Genomic DNA, 18,124 nt, shown 5'->3' with positions numbered 1-18,124 from the left:
GTCAGGCCTTCCGGGAGGGGGTGGGGACGAGGACGATGAGCACGTCCTCGACGGTGCGGGCGGCGGCGATGCGCGGGAACGAGACGTCGGCCCCCGCGCGGCGCCAGCGGTCGACGAGCGCCATGAGCCGGATCGAGTCGACGCCGAGGTCGTCCAGCGGGTCCTCGCGCGCGACCTCCTCGCGCGGGAGGCCGGCAGCGCTCGCCAGGTCGGACAGGACCGCCTCGACGGTCAAGGGGGTCAGGGGGGTCAGGGGTGCGGGCACGGGTGGTCCTCCACGGTCGGGACGGGCTGCGGCGCGCCGGCCGGGGGACGGCGGTCGCGCGGGACGACGAGGGGGCGACCCGTCTCGGGGTCGGCCAGGACGCGGGCCGGCAGGTCGAACACCTCGGCGACGAGCCGTTCGGTGACGACGTCGTCCGCGGTCCCCGCCGCGACGACGGCCCCCTCGCGCAGGACGACGACGTGGTCGGCGTACCGGGCGGCGAGGCTGAGGTCGTGCAGGACGGCGACGACGGTGCGCCCGCCGCGCACGAGCGCGGAGCAGGTGTCCAGGACCTCGACCTGGTGGGCCACGTCGAGGAAGCTCGTGGGTTCGTCCAGCAGCACCGCGGGCGTCCGCTGCGCCAGCGCCATCGCGATCCAGACCCGCTGGCGCTGGCCGCCGGACAACCGGGCCAGCGGGCTGTCCGCCAGGTCCAGGGTCCGGGTGGTGCGCAGCGCGTCCTCGACGGCGGCGCGGTCCGCGGCACGCACGGGGGTCAGCGCCCCGCGGTGCGGTTGCCGGCCGCGCAGCACGAGGTCGCGCACGAGGATCCCGTCCGGGGCCGTGGGCTGTTGCGGCAGCAGCGCCAGCGTGCGGGCCAGCTCGCGCGGGCGGAACGTCGCGAGGTCGCGGCCCTGCACGAGGACGCGCCCCGCGGTGGGTCGCAGGATGCGGGCCAGGGTCAGCAGGAACGTCGACTTGCCGCAGCCGTTCGGGCCGACGACGGCGGTGAAGGCGCCCTCCGGGACGGTGACGTCGACCGCGCGGAGCACCTCCGGGCGACCGGGGCGGCCGACGGTGACCCCCTCGGCGTGCAGCAGCGGTGCGACCGGCCTCACGGGCCGGGTTCCGCGACGAGGACGGGGTCGACGGTCTGCGGGGCCTCGCCCGGGCCCGAGCGCAGGGCCGCCGCGATCTCCCCGGCGCGCACGGCGACGTTCGACAGGAGCGTGGCGGAGATGCCGTGCTGGTGCCCCGTGGAGCCGACGAGGAACACCCGGCCCCGGGCCGGGACGGTCCACCGGGCGCTGTAGTCGCGGGCGGCCACGGGCCGGGACCGCTCGTCGCGGACGAGCAGGTCGGCGTCCTGCCCCAGCAGCACGGCCGGGTCCAGCGGCCGGTACCCCGTCCCGCAGACGGCGAGGTCGACCCGGACCCGTTCGGTGCGCCCGGTGAGTCCCTCGTGGACCCCGAGGTCGAGGTGGTCACCCGCGTCCCGGACGTCCACCAGCCGGGCCGCGCGGTGCCACACGAACCGCGCCGGGCCCGCCCAGCGGTCGGCGTAGTCGAGGTCGTAGAGGCGTTGCAGCGTCTCGGGGTTGACGACGGCGTTGTTCGTCCCGCGGTGCAGGTCGTCCAGGCGGTCGCGTTCGGCCGCGGGGGCGTCGAACAGTTCGCCGACGCTGGCCGGGTCGAAGATGCGGTTGGCGAAGGGGCTGGAGTCCGACGGCGACATCCCGAACCGGCTCTGCACCGAGTGCAGCCGCGCGCGGGGGAACCGCGCGTGCAGGTCGGCCAGCACCTCCGCCGCGCTCTGCCCACCGCCGACGACGGCGACCGAGCGCACGGTCGCCGGGTCCACGTCACCGACCCGGTGCAGGTGCTCGGCCGTGTGCCACAACCGGTCCGAGGGGACGACGCCCGCGGGCAGCTCCGGTTGCAGACCCGCGGCGAGGACGACGTCACGGGCCAGGACCCGGGTGACGCCGCCGGTGCTGGCGACGGTGACCTCGAAGTGCTGCAGCACCCCGCCGTCCAGGACGGGACGGACGAGTTCGACCCGGCTGCCGTAGCGCACGACGTCGTCGAGCTTGGCCGCCGCCCAGCGCAGGTAGGTGGCGAACTCGACCCGCAGCGGCGTCATCGACCCGCGGTTGAAGAAGTCGGCGAGCCCGTCGCGCTCGGCGAGGAACTGCAGGAACGTGAACTCCGACCGCGGGTCCCGGAAGGTGGCGAGGTCCTTGGCGAAGGCGATCTGCATCGACGCGTCCGGCAGGAGCATCCCCTCGTGCCAGCGCAGTTCCGGCGCGGCCTCGAAGAACCGGGCGCGCAGGGGTTCCCGGCCGGCCCGCCGGTCCTCCTCGGCCTGTTCGGCCAGGGCGGCGGCCAGGGCGAGGTTCGCCGGGCCGAACCCGACGCCGACGACGTCCAGCACCTCCGGCCGCCGGGCCGCCCGGTCCCGCGTGCAGCGGCGCGAGACCTTCCCGACGGCCGTCGCGGGCAGGTCCTCGACGATGCGGAACACGTCGGGGACCTTGTAGGCGGCCAGCGAGGCGTCGACCAGGTGCCGGCGCAGGGTGCGGCGGTCCAGCCCGTCGCGCCGTCCGGGGCGCGGGACGACGTAGGCGACCGAGCGTTCCCCGAGGTGGTCGTCGGGTTCGCCGACGACGCAGACGTCGTGGACCCCGTCGTGGGTGAGCAGCAGGTCCTCGACCTCGGCCGGGGAGATCTTCTCCCCGCCGCGGTTGACCTGCTCCTTGACCCGGCCGACGACGCGCAGCGACCCGTCGGCGCTGCGGCGCACCAGGTCCCCCGTGCGGTAGGACCCGTCGGCGCTGAACGCGTCGAGGTTGACCGCCGCCGTCGCGGGGTCGGCCGCCTCGGGCGCGTAGTAGCCGCGGATCGTGTAGGGCCCGCGGACGAGCAGTTCACCGGTCTGCCCGGTCGGGACGTCGGCCCCGGTCGCGTCGACGACGCGGACCTCGTCGAGCGGGGACATCGGCCGGCCCTGGCTCGTGATCAGCAGGTCCAGCGGGTCGTCCGGGGAGGTGTAGCAGACCAGGCCCTCGGCCATCCCGTACACCTGTTGCAGCGGGCCGAGCTCCTCGTGGACCCGGCGGGCCACCGCCGGCGACAGGCGGGCCCCGCCGACGAGCACGCGGCGCAGCGAGGAGGTGTCGGCCGCGGTCAGGTCGGGGCTGTCGAGCCAGAGCTGCACGAGCGGAGGCACGGCGACGACGTGGGTGACGCGGTGCTCGGCGACCGCGGTCAGGACCGTGGCCGCATCGGCGCCCGCCGGGAAGACGACGGTGCCGCCGGCGGCGAGGACCCCGAACCACCCGGGGGAGCTCAGGGGGAAGTTGTGCGTCGCGGGCAACGGGACGAGCAGGACGGTCGCGGCGTCCACCGCGCACAGCTCGTTGCTGCGCAGGAAGGAGTACGCGTACTCGCGGTGGGCCCGCGGGACGAGCTTCGAGGGACCGGTGGTGCCGCCGGACAGCTGGAAGAACGCCAGTTCCCCGGCGTCGGCCTCCGGCCGGACCGGGTGGGGCCGGCCGGACCGGGGAACCGTCCCGGCGGGCCGGTGCAGCACCTTCAGCTCCGTGGACCCCAGCCCGGCGTGGACGCGGGCGGTGAGGTCGGGGAGGTCGGACGCGGGACCGTCGAGGTCGCCGACGATCCAGTGGGTGGCCCGGCCGGCGCGGGCGGCGTGCACGACCTCCTGCGCCCGGTGCGCGGGCAGGGCGAGCACGGGGCGCGCGCCGAGGCGGAACAGGGCGAGCAGGACGGCGACGAGGTCGGCCGACCCCGGGAGCTGGAGGACGACGGTCGTCCCGTCCCGGACGCCGTCGGCCGCGAGGTCGGCGGCGGTCCGCCCGACGCGGTCGAGGAGGTCGGCGTAGCTCGTCCGGCCCGAGGCGTCGACGACGGCGGTCACGTCGGGCGTCGTCCGCGCGGCCGCGGCCACGAGGTCCTCGATGCGGTCGGTGCCCCAGACCCCGGCCGTCAGGTAGGACGCGACGGCCTCGGCCGGGTAGGGCACGACGCCGGGGCTGTCCTGCAACGCGGTCACGGCTGGTGCGCCTCTCCGGGGAGGTCGTCGCCGGTGAGGGCGGCGAGGGCGGTGGCGAACTTCGCGGCGGTCTCGGCGTGCTCGGCCTCGGGGGTGGACCCCGCCACGACGCCGGCGCCGGCGGACAACCGGGCCGACCCCGGCCGCAGGAGCGCGCAGCGCAGCACGAGGGCCCACTCGCCGTTCCCCGCGGCGTCGGTCCAGCCGACGAGACCGGCGTAGTTCCCGCGGGGTTCGGGTTCGAGGGTGCGCACGAGGTCCAGGGCGGCCTCGACGGGGACTCCGCTGACGGCGGGGGTGGGGTGGATCCGCAGGGCCGCGTCGAGGGACCCCACGCCCGGACGCGGGGTTCCCGTGATGCGCGTGCCGAGGTGCCACATGCTGTCCGTCGCGGTGGGGACGGGTGCGGCGGGGACGTCCAGGTCGATGACGAGCGGCGCCAGCCGGGCGGCGATGTGGTCCACGACGAGGGCGTGCTCGCGGCGGTCCTTGGCGGAGGCGAGCAGATCGGCGGGCGGCTGCGTCTGCCCCGCCCGCCGCGGACGGGAACCGGCCAGGGGGTGGCTGGTGAGGCCGGTGGCGTCGACGGCGGCGACGAGTTCCGGGGACGCCCCCGTGAGCAGACCCTCCGTGGTCCGGACGGCGAACGTCCACCCGTGGGGGTTCGCCGCCGCGAGGCGGTCCAGGTACCCGTCGACGGAGAACCCCCCCGGGAGCGGGGTGTCGAGGGTGCGCGCCAGGACGACCTTGTCGAGCTCGCCGGCGCCGATGCGGCGCAGGGCCTGCGCGACGGCAGCGCGGTAGCCGGGGTCGTCGGGGATCTCGCGGGGGCAGGGGCCGGCGGTGGCCGCACGGGGTTCCCACGGCGTGCGGACGACGTCGGGCACCCAGCGGAGTTCGGCGGTGCCGGCCGGGTCGAACGGCACCACCCCGCAGACGACGGAACCGTCGTCCTCCCTGGAACCGTTGGCGCGGAACGCCTCGCGCACGGCCCGAGTGAGGTGGGGGCCGTACCCGGGCGGGACGTCGAGGGGCGTCCCGCCCTCGGCCACCACGAGTTCGGAGTGCGCGGCCACGGCGAAGGACGCGTTCTCCCAGCGCGGGACCGGTTCGAGCGAGGACGTGGTCCCGCCGCCGGCGGTGGCCAGCCCGGTGCTCACGCGGGACCTGCGCCGGGTGCCTGGGGACGCACGGGTTCCTCCTGGTCAGGGGGTTTCGTCGTGGGTGCGGGGCGACGCCGCGTCACCCCGCTGGTTTGGTGAGCCTATCCTCATCCACCGGTGCGCCGTCAAGGTGTCCGGCGGGAGGTTCAGGACAGCGCGGCGACCACGTCGTCGGTGCTGCGGACGACGCCGCACGTGCTCGCGATCCACGTCAGCGCCGACCGGTGCCGCGACTCGTCGAAGTCCGCGACGGCGTCGCCGACGACGAACGGCTGGACGTCCCGCATGAACGCCTCGCAGGCGCTGACCTGGCAGCCGATCCCCGCGTACACCCCGGTGACGACGAGCTGGTCCCGCCCGGCGCGCCGGAGGTCCTCGGCGAGCGTCGACCGCTGGAACGCGGAGTACCGCCACTTGGTCAGGACGGTGTCACCACCGCGCGGCGCCACCTGCTCCGAGATCCCCGCCCGGTGCGGACGCCGACCGATGCCGTCGCCCCAGAAGTCCGTGAGCAGGGCCCGTTCCGCAGGGTCCTGCTGCGCCGGCTGGGCCGTGTAGACGACGGGGACACCCGCCGCCGAGGCGACGTCCCGGATGCGCGAGACGTTGCGCAACAGGGTTTCCCGCAGGACCGAACCCGGACCGTAGACGTCGAGGAAGTGGTCCTGCAGGTCGTGCAGCAGCAGCACGGCGCGATCAGCGCGCAGCTCCCAGGGAACCCGCGCGGGCGGGAGGTCGGCGGCCACGGGCAGCGGGTAGTCGGTGACGGCGGGCAGGTCGGTGACGCTCAAGGGTTTCTCCCGGGAGGGGCGGGACGGCGGGTCAGTAGCGCAGGGACGCGCCGCCGTCCACGAGGACGTCGGTGAGGGTGATGTGGCGCGCCGCGTCGGACAGCAGGAAACCCACCGTCTCGGCCACGTCGCGGGGTTCGGCCAACCGGCCGAGCGGGATGCCCAGGCGGAACGCGTCGAGGTCGCCGCGCACGACGGAACCGGGCCCACCGGGCAGGTCCCGCTGCATGGCGGTGTCGGTCGAACCCGGGGAGACGACGTTGCAGCGCACGCCGTCGCGCGCCAGTTCGAGACCCAGGCACAGGACGTAGCGGGTGGCCGCGGCCTTGGAGGCCGCGTAGGCGGCCATGCCGGAGCGGGGCAGCCTGGCGGCGTTCGAACTGACCGCCACGATGGCGCCGCGGCGGCGCCGGGCCATGTGCCGGGCGACGGCGCGGCAGACGTTGCGGGTCCCGCCGGCGTTCACGGCCATCGACAGGTCCCAGTCCTGGTCCCCGTCACCCGTGGCGGCCCCGGCACGCAGCACACCGGCGACGTGGGCCAGTTCCTCGACGGGCCCGAGCTCCCGTTCGGCGAGGTCGACCTCGCGGTCGACCCCGTCGCGGTCGGCGACGTCGCAGACGGCCGTCCGGACGCGCACGCCCGTGCCGACGAGCCGGTCCGCGGCGGCCTCCAGGGCGTCGCCGTCCCGGTCGAGCAGCAGCAACGCCGAGTGCCGCGGGGCGAGCACCTCGGCGACCGCGGAGCCGATGCCGCCGGCCGCACCGGTGACGACGGCGACGCGTTCTGTGCTCACGCGGGGAAGGTTAGCCTCACCTCGTGTTCCACCGTCAAGTCCCCGGCGCCGAGACGGGCGTCTCACTGCTGGTCCACGGCCCGCTGCCGGCGCACGCCCGCACCGTCCGGCCCACCGCCGACGAACGACGGCGCGCGGACCGCCTGCGGCGCAGCGACGACCGCGACCGCTCGCTCGTGGCGGCGCACCTGCTGCGGGTGGCGGCCGCGCGCCTGGCCGGGATCGACGCCGCGGAGGTCGTCGTCACCCGGGCCTGCCGGACGTGCGGGGCCGACGGCGACCACGGCCGCCCCGTCGTGCGGCGGGGTCCGGCCGCCGGCGTCGCGCTGTCCGCGTCGCACGCCGGGGACGTCGTCGTCGTGGCGGCCTCGACGGCCGGGCCGGTGGGGGTCGACGTGGACCTCGTCGCGCACGCCGACTTCCCCGGTTTCGACGACGTCGCCCTCGGCCCCCGGGAACGGGAGGTCCTGGACCTCGTGCCGCCCACCGGACGGCCGCGGTGGCGGGCCCGGTGCTGGACGCGGAAGGAGGCGGTCCTGAAGTGGACCGGTCTCGGCCTGGCCGCCGGCCCCACCGCCGTCGAGGTCCCCACCGACGGAGCACCCCGCGGCCGGGGACCTCTCGCGACCGAGCTGCCCCCGGACCTCGTCGTCGTGGGACTGGCCGGGCTGCCACCCGGCTACGTCGGCGCCGTGGCCGCCCACCGGGACGTCGCCGGTGCCCTCGCCCGTCCGGTCGAGGGCACCGGCGGCTGAGGGTCAGAGCCCCGTCATCGCCAGCATCGCCGCGTTGTAGCGCTCACCCGCGACCCCGAGCCGCTCGGCCGCCGCGGACAGTTCCGCGAGGTCGTCCGCCGCCAGGTCCAGGTCGAGCGCCCCGAGGTTCTCGGTCAGCCGCGACGTCCGACGGGTCCCGGGGATCGGGACGACGTCGGGCCGCTGCGCGAGCAACCACGCCAGCGCCACCTGCGCCGGCGTCGCGCCGGCGTTGCCCGCGACCCGGCGGACGAGGTCGACGAGGGCCTGGTTCGCCGCGCGGTTCTCCTGCGTGAAGCGCGGGATGCGAGTGCGGATGTCCCCCTCCGTGAACTCGGTCGAGGTGTCGACGGCCCCGGCGAGGAAACCCTTGCCGAGCGGGCTGAACGGGGCGAGGGAGATGCCGAGCTCGTCGAGGACGGGCAGCACCTCGGTCTCGATCTCCCGGGTCCACAACGAGTACTCGCTCTGCAGCGCCGTGACGGGGTGGACGGCGTGCGCGCGCCGGACGGTCCCGGCCCCCGCCTCGGACATCCCGAAGTGGGCCACCTTGCCGGCGGCGACGAGTTCCCCGACGGCCCCGGCGACCTCCTCGATCGGGACGTCCGGGTCGACGCGGTGCTGGTAGAACAGGTCGATCCGGTCGGTCCGCAACCGGGTGAGGGAGGCGTCGGCGACGCGGCGGATCTGCTCGGGCCGGCTGTCGGTGCCGACGGACTTCCCGTCCCGGATGTCCCAGCCGAACTTCGTCGCGATGACGACGCGGTCGCGCAGGGGTTCCAGGGCCTCCCCGACGAGTTCCTCGTTGTCGTACGGCCCGTACACCTCGGCGGTGTCGAAGAACGTCACGCCGCGCTCGACGGCGCCCCGCAGGACACCGACCATCTCCTGCCGGTCCCCGGGGTTCGGGCCGTAGCTCTGGCTCATCCCCATGCAGCCCAGTCCGAGGGCCGAGACGGTCAGCCCGCCGTCGACGGTGCCCAGGGTTCGCGTCCTCATGGTGTCTCCTCCGGTTCTCCGCGGTCGTCGGGCAGTCAACCGCCGCCGGGCCGTCCGCGACAGTCACGGGCGGAGGGTGCGACGGCAGACCACCCCGGGACGTGGCCCGGACCCGACCCGGGAACGACGAAGGCCCCGGTCGGTCGACCGGGGCCTTCGTCTCACGTGCGCGAGGGGGGAGTTGAACCCCCACGCCCTTTCGGGCACACGGACCTGAACCGTGCGCGTCTGCCTATTCCGCCACTCGCGCGTGCTGAGACCAACCGTACCAGCCCGGGGAGGGCCGTCACGCCACCTCCACGTCCGCTCACCGCCGCTCCACGGGCGGGCGGGGGGTGCCCGGCTACGATTGCCTGGCCCGGGGGACTGGACGCGATCAGGGAGGGAGGCCGCCGTGGGAGTGCTCGACCGCTTCGAGCGCGGGGTCGAACGTGCCGTCAACGGTGTGTTCGCGCGGGCCTTCCGCAGCGAGGTGCAGCCGGTGGAGGTGGCCAGCGCGCTGCGGCGCGAGCTGGACGACCGCGCGGCCGTCCTGTCGCGGGGCCGTACCCTCGTGCCGAACAGCTTCATCGTCGAGCTCGGCAGCGCCGACCACGAGAAGATCGCCTCCTGGCAGGACACCCTCGCCGACGAGCTCGTCGCGGCCGTCACCCAGCACGCCGAGAAGCAGCGGTACAGCTTCGTCGGCCCGGTGCGGGTCGGCTTCCACGAGGCCGACGACCTCGAGACCGGTGTCTTCCGCGTCCTGTCCTCCACCGTCAAGGGCCGTGTCGCCCCGGCCACGCCGCGCACGAACCAGGCCGGCCGGCCCCGGCTGGAGGTCGACGGCCGCGGGTACGTGCTGGCCGAGGCCGTGACCGTCCTCGGCCGCGGCTCGGACGCCGACGTCGTCCTCGACGACCCCGGTGTCTCCCGGCGCCACGCCGAGATCCGCGTCGCCCCCGGCGGTGCGCGGGTCTCCGACCTGAGCTCCACCAACGGCACGTTCGTCGACGGCGAGCGCGTCTCCTCCCTCGACCTGTGGGACGGCGCCGTGATCACCGTGGGACGCAGCAAGATCGTGTTCCACGCCGCCCGGCGGGACGAGGGCTGGACGTGACGGGCCGGCCGGGGACGCGCCCGTGAGCGAACTGACCCTCACCGTCCTGCGGTTGGGGCTGCTCGTCGTGCTCTGGCTGTTCGTCCTGACGATCGTCGGCGTCCTGCGCGCCGACCTGCTCGGCACGCGCGTGACGACCCGCCGCACCGACCGGGCCGCGGCCCGGCCGCGCCGCGACCCGGTCGAGGCCTCCCCCGAGGCGGCCCGTCCGCGGCGCGCGACGCTCGTCGTCACCGAGGGCTCGCTGCGCGGGACGACGCTCGCCCTCGGCCAGAGCGCCGTGCTCATCGGCCGCGGCAGCGACTGCACGCTCGTCCTGGACGACGAGTACGCCTCCACCAAGCACGTCCGGATCACGCCCAACCCCGCCGGCGACGGCTGGTCGGTCGAGGACCTGCAGTCCACGAACGGCTCGTTCCTCGGCCGCGACCGCCTGACCGCCCCCGCCCCCTTCGAGCCCGGGACGCCGTTGCGCATCGGCAAGACCGTGCTCGAGCTCCGGAGGTAGCCCCGTGCCCATCGCGCTGAACTACGCCGCGCGCTCGGACGTCGGACTGGGGCGCACCACCAACCAGGACTCCGGGTACGCCGGGCCGCACCTGCTCGTCATCGCCGACGGCATGGGCGGCCACGCCGGCGGCGACGTCGCCAGCTCCCTCGCCGTGGGCGAGATGTCCTCCCTCGACGGGGAGTCGCATGGCAGCGACGACGCCGCCCAGCACCTGCACGACGCCATCGAGGCCGCCAACGAGCAGCTGCGCCGGCGCATCGAGACCGAACCCGACCTCGCCGGGATGGGCACCACGGTCACGGCGATCCTGCGGGCCGGTTCGCGGCTCGTGCTCGCCCACATCGGCGACTCGCGCGGCTACCTGCTGCGCGACGGGCAGCTCGTCCAGCTCACGAAGGACCACAGCTACGTGCAGACCCTCATCGACGAGGGCCGGATCAGCCCCGAGGAGGCCGAGCGGCACCCGCAGCGCTCGGTGATCATGCGGGTGCTCACGGGCCGGGCGGACGACGAGGCGGACGTCTCCGTCCGCGAGGCCCGCCCCGGCGACCGCTACCTGCTGTGCAGCGACGGGCTGTCCGGCGTCGTCAGCCACGACACGCTCACCGAGACCCTCGCCGCGGGCACCGACCCCGACACCACCTGCCAGCGCCTCGTCGAGCTCGCGCTGCGCGGCGGCGGGCCGGACAACATCTCCTGCGTCGTCGCCGACGTCGTCGCGCTCGACGGGGGCGCCCCGCCGTCGACGACCCCGCAGGTCGTCGGCGCGGCCGCGTTCCACCGCCCCCGCCGCTCCTCCGCCGCCGGGACCCCGGCCGCCCGGGCCGCCGCCCTGCGCGCCGCGCAGGACGAGTCCGGCGACGACGCGGAGGACGACGATCGCCCCGCCCTGACCGACCGCGAGCGCCGCCGCCGGCGCGTGCGGTGGGTCGCCGGTCCCCTGCTGCTCGTGCTGCTGCTCGTGGCCGGGGCCCTGGGGTCGTGGCGGTGGAGCCAGCAGCAGTACTTCGTCGGGGACGACGGCGGGACGGTCGCGATCTACCAGGGTCTGACGCAGGACATCGGGCCGCTGCGGACGTCGCACGTGCTGCAGACGACCGACATCGCCGTGGCGGACCTGTCGACGACGTGGTCGGGCCGCGTCCAGGAACGGGTCAGCACGAACAGCCTCGCCGACGCGCGCGAGCTCGTCGCGAACCTGGAGGACAACGCGGCGGCCTGCCGCGCGGCGGTCGCGGCGAACACCCCGGTCCCCTCGCCCTCCCCGAGCGCAACCGGGGCCCCGGACTTCTCCGTCCCGAGCGTTGCGTCGCCCGGCTCGCCCACGAGCACCCCCACCAGTTCCCCGTCCCAGACCCTGACCCCCGAGGACTGCGGAGGTGTCGGCTGATGGCCACCGTGCTGCCCGTCTACCCCACCACCCGGCGCAACGTCGAGCTCGCGCTCGTGGTGCTGGCCGTCGTCATCGCCGGCGGCGCCTGGGCCGTCACGGGCCTGACGGTCGACGGGTCGCTGCCGCCGAACCTGTTCGCCTACGCGGGCGGTCTCGGCGGGCTGGCCGTCGTCCTGCACCTGCTGCTGCGCTGGCGGGCCCGGCACGCAGACCCGCTGCTGCTGCCGGTCGCGACCCTGCTCAACGGCATCGGGCTGGTGATGATCCACCGCCTCGACCTCGCGCTGGACTCCTCGGCGGCGTCCCGGCAGTTCACCTGGTCGGCGCTGGGGATCGTCATGGCCGGCGCCGTGCTGGTGCTCGTGCGCGACCACCGCGTCCTGCGCCGGTACACGTGGACGGCCGCGGTCGCCGGCCTGGTCCTGCTGCTGCTGCCCCTGGTGCCGGGGCTGGGCCGCACCGTCAACGGGGCGCGCATCTGGATCGGGGTCGGGCCGTTGTCGTTCCAGCCCGGGGAGCTGGCGAAGATCTGCCTGGCGGTGTTCTTCGCCGGGTACCTCGTCGTGCACCGCGACGCGCTGTCCCTGACCGGCAGGAAGGTGCTGTTCCTGCAGCTGCCGCGCGCCCGCGACCTCGGGCCGATCCTGCTGGCGTGGGTGGCGAGCATCGGGATCCTCGTCCTGCAGCGCGACCTCGGGACGTCGCTGCTGTTCTTCGGCCTGTTCGTCGCCGTGCTCTACGTCTCCACCGAGCGCGTCTCGTGGATCGTGCTGGGGCTGCTGATGTTCTCCGCGGCGGCCGTGTTCGCCGCGACGACGATGGGCCACGTCCAGGCCCGCGTCGACATCTGGTTGCACCCGTTCACCGCCGAGAACCGCACGGGGTCCAGCTACCAGCTCGTCCAGGGGCTGTTCGGGATGGCCAACGGCGGGCTGACGGGGACGGGGCTGGGCGAGGGCCGGCCGCAGACCGTGCCGTACGCGAACTCCGACTTCATCTACTCCTCCCTCGGGGAGGAGCTCGGCCTGGTCGGCCTGTTCGCCGTCCTCGTGCTGTACGTCGTGCTCGTCGAGCGCGGGCTGCGGACCGCCATCGGCGTGCGCGACGGGTTCGGCAAGCTGCTGGCCGCCGGTCTGGCGTTCTCCGTCACGCTGCAGGTGTTCGTCGTCGTCGGCGGCGTCACCCGGGTCATCCCGCTGACGGGTCTGACGATGCCGTTCCTGGCCGCGGGCGGGTCCTCGCTGGTGTCGAACTGGATCGTCGTGGCGCTGCTGCTGCGGGTCTCGGACCTGGCCCGCCGCCCGGCCGCGGAGGTCCGCAACGGGCCCGACGGCGAGACCGGCGTGACCCAGGCGGTGAGGATCGCGTGAACCGACCGCTGCGCCGGCTCTCCCTCGTCGTCGCCTTCCTCTTCTTCGCGCTCTTCGCCTCCACGACGTGGATCCAGTTCATCTCCGCCGGCCGGCTCAACGCGATGCCGGGCAACTCCCGGCAGCTGTACGCCGAGTTCGGCCGCGAGCGCGGGGCGATCCTCGTGCAGGGCGGGGCGGCGGTCGCGACGAGCGAGGGCGTCCAGGACCCGTACGAGTTCCAGCGCACCTACCCGGCGGGTCCGCTGTACGCGCCCGTCACGGGGTACTACTCCCTGCGGTACGGCACGGCGGGCATCGAGCGGGCCGAGAACGACGTGCTGTCCGGGTCCGCCGACGAGCTGTTCTACCGGAACCTGTCCAGCCTGCTGACGGGGGAGAAGCCCCAGGGCGCCGACGTGACGCTGACCCTGCAGCCCAGGGTGCAGCAGGCCGCGTGGGACGCCCTCGACGGGCGCAAGGGCGCCGTCGTCGCGCTGGACCCCGAGACGGGGGACGTGCTCGCGATGGTCTCCAGCCCCAGCTACGACCCGAACACCCTCGCCAGCCACGACGGGGCGGTGCAGGAGCAGGCGTGGGACCGGCTCACCGGCGACGAGGACGACCCGCTCGTCAACCGGGCGACGTCCGCGCTCTACCCGCCGGGATCGACCTTCAAGATCGTCACGGCCGCCGCGGCGCTGGAGAGCGGTGACTACACCGCCGACACGGCGCTGAAGGGCCCGCAGGAGCTGGACCTGCCGCAGACGAGCAACACGCTGAAGAACGACGAGGGCACCGCCTGCGGGCCGAACGACCAGGTGTCCCTCGCCGACGCGCTGCGGATCTCGTGCAACACCGCCTTCGGCGACCTGGGCCTGACCCTGGGCGCCGACGCGCTGCAGGAGCAGGCGGCGAAGTTCGGGTTCGGGCAGTCGCTGTCCATCCCGACGTCGGTGGCGACGAGCCGCTACCCGACCGGGGACGCGGTCGCCGGCCCGCTGCTGGCCTACTCCGCGATCGGCCAGGGCAGCGACGTCGCGACGCCGCTGCAGGTGGCGATGATCTCGGCGGCCGTCGCCAACGACGGGGTCGTCATGAAGCCGAACCTCGTCGCGAGGGTCTCCGAGGCGGGCGGGTCCGGCAGCGTCATCGAGCAGCCGTCGCCGCAGGAGCTGGGCCGGGCCGTCAGCACCGGGACCGCCAGGACGCTGCAGCAGATGATGGAGCTCGTCGTCAGCAGCGGCACCGGGACGCGGGCGCAGATCGACGGCGCGACCGTGGGCGGCAAGACCGGCACGGCTCAGCACGGGGTCGGGCTGCCGCCCTACGCGTGGTTCACCTCCTTCGCCGAGAGGGGCGACAAGAAGGTCGCGGTGGCCGTGGTCATCGAGGACGGCGGGTCGACCGAGAGCGCCTACGGCGGTCGGCTGTCGGCCCCGGTGGCCAAGACGGTGATGGAGGCGGCGCTGGATGGCTGATCGCCGGACGGACGAGCGGGCCGACCGCAGGACGACAGGACGCAGGGGACGGGGAGAGCAGTGACGGACACGACGACTGGCCACGGGGTGCCGGCGCCGCGCGTGCTCGGCGGCCGCTACGAGGTCGGGAACCTGCTCGGTCGCGGCGGCATGGCCGAGGTGCACGTGGCGCACGACACCCGCCTCGGGCGGACCGTCGCGGTGAAGCTGCTGCGTTCGGACCTCGCGCGCGACCCCTCCTTCCAGGCCCGGTTCCGCCGGGAGGCCCAGGCCGCGGCCGGGCTGAACCACCCCTCGATCGTCGCCGTCTACGACACCGGCGCCGAGCACCTCACCGAGCACGGCGGCGGCCGGGTCGAGCTGCCCTGGATCGTCATGGAGTACGTCGAGGGCCGGACGCTGCGCGACATGCTGCGCACCGACCACCCCCTGGCGATCACGGACGCCCTCGCCTACACCGAGGGTGTCCTGGCCGCGCTGGAGTACTCCCACCGGATGGGCATCGTCCACCGCGACATCAAACCCGCCAACGTGATGATCACGCCCGCGGGCGAGGTCAAGGTCATGGACTTCGGCATCGCCCGCGCCGTGAGCGACTCCTCCGCGACGCTGACCCAGACCTCGGCCGTCATGGGCACCGCGCAGTACCTGTCGCCGGAACAGGCCCGCGGGGAGCAGGTCGACGCCCGCAGCGACCTGTACTCCACCGGCTGCCTGCTGTACGAGATCCTCACCGGCCGCCCGCCGTTCACCGGCGACGCCCCCGTGGCCGTGGCCTACCAGCACGTCTCCGAGCAGCCGCGTCCGCCGTCGGCGCTCGTGCCGGACATCCCCCCGGCGGTGGACAGCGTCGTGCTCATGGCGCTGTCGAAGGACCGCGAGCACCGGTACCAGAGCGCCGGCGACTTCGCCGACGACCTGCGCCGGGCCGTCGAGGGCCGCCCCCTGCGCGGGGCGAGCCTGCCACCCACGGCGCAGGCCACCCAGCAGTTCGCCGCGGCCGCGCCCACCACCGTCACCCCGCCGGTGCCCGCCGGGCCGGCGACGGGGACGCTGCCGCGCGTTCCCGACGACGGTCCAGTCGAGCAGGGCCGGCCGCGGCGCTGGCCGTGGGTCCTCGTCATCGTCGCGCTGCTGCTCGGCATCGGGGTCGCCGTGTGGGCGCTGTCGAACACCGGGGGCGGCACCGGGGCGCCGACCGAGACGACGGCCTCGACCCCGGCGACCGTCCAGGTGCCGGCCGTCGTGAACTCCTCCCAGGACGAGGCGCAGCAGGAGATCGAGGGTGCCGGGCTGACGGCGAACTTCACCCAGGCCGCGGACGACGACGTCGAGGCGGGGAACGTCGTCAGCACCGACCCCGAGGCCGGGACCGAGGTGCAGGTCGGCGGCACGGTCAACGTCGTCGTCTCCTCCGGGCCGGAGGCGGTGCAGGTGCCGAACGTGCGGGGGCAGTCGCAGGAGGACGCCCGCCGGCAGCTGCAGCAGGCGGGGTTCGAGGTCGCGAACGTGAACCCCGTCGACGACGCCTCCGTCGACCAGGGTGAGGTCGTCTCGACCGACCCGGCGATCGGCTCGTCCCAGCCGCGGGGGACCTCGATCTCCCTGGACATCGCCAGCGGCCAGGTGACGGTTCCGAACGTCGTCGGGCGGTCGCAGGCCGACGCGCTGACGACGCTCAACGGGCTCGGGTTCAGCACGAACACCCGCGAGGAGCAGTCCCCCGAGGACGAACCCGGCTCCGTGGTGGAGCAGAGCCTGCCGGCGAACACCAGGGTCGACGCGGGGTCCTCGATCGACCTCGTCATCGCGGCCCAGCCGACGGCCACCAGCACGCCCACCTCCTCGCCGTCGGAGTCCCCGTCGGCCAGCCCCACGGGGTCGCCGACGGGCTCCGCGCTCGGCACGGGCGCCGTGGCGGGCTCGGTGGTGGGGTCCGCCGTCGGTTCCCCGTCCACACGCGCGTCGGGCAAGGGCACCGCGGTCGAGGCCGCGGGCCCGGGGACCGGCAAGGACCCGGACGACCCCGGCCGGGGCTCGAAGGGGGGCTCGAAGGACGGGAGCGGTGACGGGCGGTGACGCGGATCCTGCACCTGTCCGACACGCACCTCGTGGCCGCGGGGGCGCTGCACAACGGCGTGGTCGACACGACCGCCGCGCTCGGGCACGTGCTGGAGTCGTTGCACGGCACCGGGCCCCTGGACGCGGTCGTGGTGTCGGGTGACGTCTCGGACGACGGGACCGTCGCCTCGTACGCGACGGCCCGCGACCTCGTGGGCGGGTTCGCCCGCTCGCACGGTGCCGTCGCGGTGTTCGCGATGGGCAACCACGACTCGCGCGAGCAGTTCACCGACGTCCTCGGGCCGACCCGGTCCGTCCACGACGTCGACGGGTTCCGCCTCGTCGTGCTGGACTCCTCCGTCCCGGGGCGGGGGTACGGGGTCCTCGACCGGGGGCAGCTGACCTGGCTGCGCACCGAGCTCGCGACACCCGCACCCCGCGGGTCGGCCGTGGTGCTGCACCACTCCCCCGTCCGCGCGCCGACGGTGCTGCACGAGGCGCTGCGGCTGCAGGACCCCGACGACCTGCTCGCCGCCGTGGCGGGCACGGACGTGCGGGTGGTGCTGTCCGGGCACTACCACCACCACGCGGCGCAGACCTACCCGTCCGGTCTGACGGCGCTCGTCGCCCCCGGGGTGGCGAACCGCAGCGACCCCTTCGTCGCGCACGGGCGGGAACGGGCCCTGCGCGGGCACGGCGCGCTGCTCGTCGAGGTCGACGACACCGGGGCGATCTTCTCCAGCGTGCTGTCGATCCCCTCCCCCGGCGACGGCGAGGAGCTGTTCGTCCTCGACGAGGAGACCGTGCAGCGGATCGCGGCCGAGGCGGGGGTCCCGCGCTGACGGGCCGGGTCCTCGCCCGGTGCGACGCGTTCAACGCGGCGCACCCCTGGGACCACAACGCCTGGTACCACTCCTGGATCGAGCGGCAGTTGCCTCAGCGGGTCGGGACGGCTCTCGACGTCGGCTGCGGGACGGGCGACTTCGCGCGCCGCCTGACCCGCCGGGCCCGCCGCGTCACCGGGATCGACGCCGATCCCGCCGTCGTCCCCACGGCGGGGGAACGACTCGACGGGGTCGATCTCCGGTGCGGCGACCTGCTGACCGCGGACCTCCCCGGCGGGTACGACGTCGTGACCGCCCTCGCCGTCCTGCACCACGTGCCGCTGGGAGCCGGGCTGACGCGGTTGCGCGACCTCCTCGCACCCGGCGGAACCCTCGTCGTGCTCGGTCTGCACCGCGAGCGGGGTCTTCTCGACCGCTCCCTCAGCCTCACTGCGGTCCCCGCGAACCTCCTCGTCGGTGCCGTGAAGACCCGGCGCCGGGGTTCGACAGCCCGGCCCGTCGCCATGACGGCGCCCACCGCCCCCGCGACGGCCACGCTCGCGCAGGTTCGGGAGGTGGCGCAGCGGGTGGTGCCGGGGGCGCGGATCCGGCGGCACCTGTTCTGGCGGTACTCACTGGTGTGGACGGCGGACGCCGTCGGTGCCTGAGCGGCGTCAGAAGACCCGTCGCCTGCTCCCCCCGATGGGGACCAGGTTCAGGACCAGGCCCACGACGATGAGCACTGCCCCCACCCACACCAGGACGCTCAGCGACGAGACCAGCAGCCCCACGATCAGCAGGACGATGCCGAGGACGACCATGACAGTTCCTCCCTGAACTCCGG

At 74.9% G+C, this 18,124-nt stretch carries 17 protein-coding genes and 1 tRNA gene; 9 read left to right on the top strand and 9 right to left on the bottom strand.

Annotated features, from left to right (window positions below; translation table 11 throughout):
* Window position 1: 1 nt before the first annotated feature.
* The 6 genes from AB2L28_RS14565 to AB2L28_RS14540 all read right to left on the bottom strand — a co-directional run bounded on the left by AB2L28_RS14565 (window position 2) and on the right by AB2L28_RS14540 (window position 6,808).
* Window positions 2-265: a phosphopantetheine-binding protein gene (locus AB2L28_RS14565; protein WP_370719698.1), complete on the bottom strand. Its 264-nt coding sequence runs from the start codon at window positions 263-265 to the stop codon at window positions 2-4.
* Window positions 250-1,104 carry an ABC transporter ATP-binding protein gene (locus AB2L28_RS14560; RefSeq protein ID WP_370719697.1) on the bottom strand — a complete coding sequence of 285 codons (855 nt, stop codon included), beginning with the start codon at window positions 1,102-1,104 and terminating at the stop codon, window positions 250-252. The genes AB2L28_RS14565 and AB2L28_RS14560 overlap by 16 nt, the downstream gene beginning before the upstream one ends.
* Window positions 1,101-4,058 (bottom strand): SidA/IucD/PvdA family monooxygenase, encoded by a 2,958-nt coding sequence (locus AB2L28_RS14555; RefSeq protein WP_370719696.1) that lies wholly within the window; start codon window positions 4,056-4,058, stop codon window positions 1,101-1,103. Before AB2L28_RS14555 ends, AB2L28_RS14560 begins: the two co-directional genes overlap by 4 nt.
* Window positions 4,055-5,218, bottom strand: coding sequence for an isochorismate synthase (locus AB2L28_RS14550; protein ID WP_370719695.1), 1,164 nt, complete (start codon window positions 5,216-5,218; stop codon window positions 4,055-4,057). The genes AB2L28_RS14555 and AB2L28_RS14550 overlap by 4 nt, the downstream gene beginning before the upstream one ends.
* A 149-nt stretch (window positions 5,219-5,367) precedes the next feature.
* The gene (locus AB2L28_RS14545; RefSeq protein WP_370719694.1) at window positions 5,368-6,012 is read right to left on the bottom strand and encodes an isochorismatase family protein; all 645 of its coding nucleotides are present in this window, start codon (window positions 6,010-6,012) and stop codon (window positions 5,368-5,370) included.
* A gap of 31 nt (window positions 6,013-6,043) precedes the next feature.
* On the bottom strand, window positions 6,044-6,808 hold the full coding sequence (locus AB2L28_RS14540; protein WP_370719693.1) for an SDR family NAD(P)-dependent oxidoreductase: 765 nt from the start codon (window positions 6,806-6,808) through the stop codon (window positions 6,044-6,046).
* 23 nt (window positions 6,809-6,831) lie between these two features.
* On the opposite strand from AB2L28_RS14540, the gene AB2L28_RS14535 reads away from it, so the two are divergent.
* On the top strand, window positions 6,832-7,563 hold the full coding sequence (locus AB2L28_RS14535) for a 4'-phosphopantetheinyl transferase family protein (protein WP_370719692.1): 732 nt from the start codon (window positions 6,832-6,834) through the stop codon (window positions 7,561-7,563).
* A gap of 3 nt (window positions 7,564-7,566) precedes the next feature.
* Here AB2L28_RS14535 and AB2L28_RS14530 read toward each other — a convergent pair whose 3' ends face one another.
* Window positions 7,567-8,562: an aldo/keto reductase gene (locus AB2L28_RS14530; RefSeq protein ID WP_370719691.1), complete on the bottom strand. Its 996-nt coding sequence runs from the start codon at window positions 8,560-8,562 to the stop codon at window positions 7,567-7,569.
* A gap of 166 nt (window positions 8,563-8,728) precedes the next feature.
* A tRNA-Leu gene (locus tag AB2L28_RS14525) sits at window positions 8,729-8,812 on the bottom strand.
* Between the two features lie 144 nt (window positions 8,813-8,956).
* Between AB2L28_RS14525 and AB2L28_RS14520 the strand changes: the two genes are divergently transcribed.
* The 8 genes from AB2L28_RS14520 to AB2L28_RS14485 all read left to right on the top strand — a co-directional run bounded on the left by AB2L28_RS14520 (window position 8,957) and on the right by AB2L28_RS14485 (window position 17,948).
* On the top strand, window positions 8,957-9,661 hold the full coding sequence (locus AB2L28_RS14520; RefSeq protein WP_370719690.1) for an FHA domain-containing protein: 705 nt from the start codon (window positions 8,957-8,959) through the stop codon (window positions 9,659-9,661).
* Window positions 9,662-9,683: 22 nt separating this feature from the next.
* Complete coding sequence (locus AB2L28_RS14515; RefSeq protein WP_370719689.1) at window positions 9,684-10,169, top strand: FHA domain-containing protein FhaB/FipA; 486 nt, start codon at window positions 9,684-9,686, stop codon at window positions 10,167-10,169.
* A gap of 4 nt (window positions 10,170-10,173) precedes the next feature.
* Window positions 10,174-11,562, top strand: a complete 1,389-nt coding sequence (locus AB2L28_RS14510) for a PP2C family protein-serine/threonine phosphatase (protein ID WP_370719688.1) — start codon at window positions 10,174-10,176, stop codon at window positions 11,560-11,562.
* Complete coding sequence (locus AB2L28_RS14505; RefSeq protein WP_370719687.1) at window positions 11,562-12,935, top strand: FtsW/RodA/SpoVE family cell cycle protein; 1,374 nt, start codon at window positions 11,562-11,564, stop codon at window positions 12,933-12,935. The genes AB2L28_RS14510 and AB2L28_RS14505 overlap by 1 nt, the downstream gene beginning before the upstream one ends.
* A complete protein-coding gene (locus tag AB2L28_RS14500; RefSeq protein ID WP_370719686.1) occupies window positions 12,932-14,395 on the top strand; it encodes a peptidoglycan D,D-transpeptidase FtsI family protein in 1,464 nt (487 codons plus the stop codon). Before AB2L28_RS14505 ends, AB2L28_RS14500 begins: the two co-directional genes overlap by 4 nt.
* Before the next feature lie 150 nt (window positions 14,396-14,545).
* The gene (gene pknB, locus AB2L28_RS14495; RefSeq protein ID WP_442490337.1) at window positions 14,546-16,474 is read left to right on the top strand and encodes a Stk1 family PASTA domain-containing Ser/Thr kinase; all 1,929 of its coding nucleotides are present in this window, start codon (window positions 14,546-14,548) and stop codon (window positions 16,472-16,474) included.
* Entirely contained in the window at window positions 16,471-17,298 is an 828-nt protein-coding gene (locus AB2L28_RS14490; RefSeq protein ID WP_370719684.1) for a metallophosphoesterase, read from the top strand. Before pknB ends, AB2L28_RS14490 begins: the two co-directional genes overlap by 4 nt.
* Window positions 17,295-17,948 carry a class I SAM-dependent methyltransferase gene (locus tag AB2L28_RS14485; protein ID WP_370719777.1) on the top strand — a complete coding sequence of 218 codons (654 nt, stop codon included), beginning with the start codon at window positions 17,295-17,297 and terminating at the stop codon, window positions 17,946-17,948. The genes AB2L28_RS14490 and AB2L28_RS14485 overlap by 4 nt, the downstream gene beginning before the upstream one ends.
* 6 nt (window positions 17,949-17,954) lie before the next feature.
* Here AB2L28_RS14485 and AB2L28_RS14480 read toward each other — a convergent pair whose 3' ends face one another.
* Window positions 17,955-18,101, bottom strand: a complete 147-nt coding sequence (locus AB2L28_RS14480) for a hypothetical protein (protein ID WP_370439468.1) — start codon at window positions 18,099-18,101, stop codon at window positions 17,955-17,957.
* Window positions 18,102-18,124: the final 23 nt, after the last annotated feature.

The sequence above is a fragment of the Kineococcus mangrovi genome (assembly GCF_041320705.1).
GTDB classification, from domain to species: domain Bacteria; phylum Actinomycetota; class Actinomycetes; order Actinomycetales; family Kineococcaceae; genus Kineococcus; species Kineococcus mangrovi.
Note: the sequence above shows the minus strand (reverse complement) of the source record. Positions and strands in the feature narration are given on the sequence as shown.

Coding starts and splice junctions, on each gene's coding strand:
- AB2L28_RS14505 (WP_370719687.1), top strand. CDS start 11,562: ATGGCCACCGTGCTGCCCGTCTACCCCACCACCCGGCGCAACGTCGAG.
- pknB (WP_442490337.1), top strand. CDS start 14,546: ATGGCCGAGGTGCACGTGGCGCACGACACCCGCCTCGGGCGGACCGTC.
- AB2L28_RS14480 (WP_370439468.1), bottom strand. CDS start 18,101: ATGGTCGTCCTCGGCATCGTCCTGCTGATCGTGGGGCTGCTGGTCTCG.
- AB2L28_RS14530 (WP_370719691.1), bottom strand. CDS start 8,562: ATGAGGACGCGAACCCTGGGCACCGTCGACGGCGGGCTGACCGTCTCG.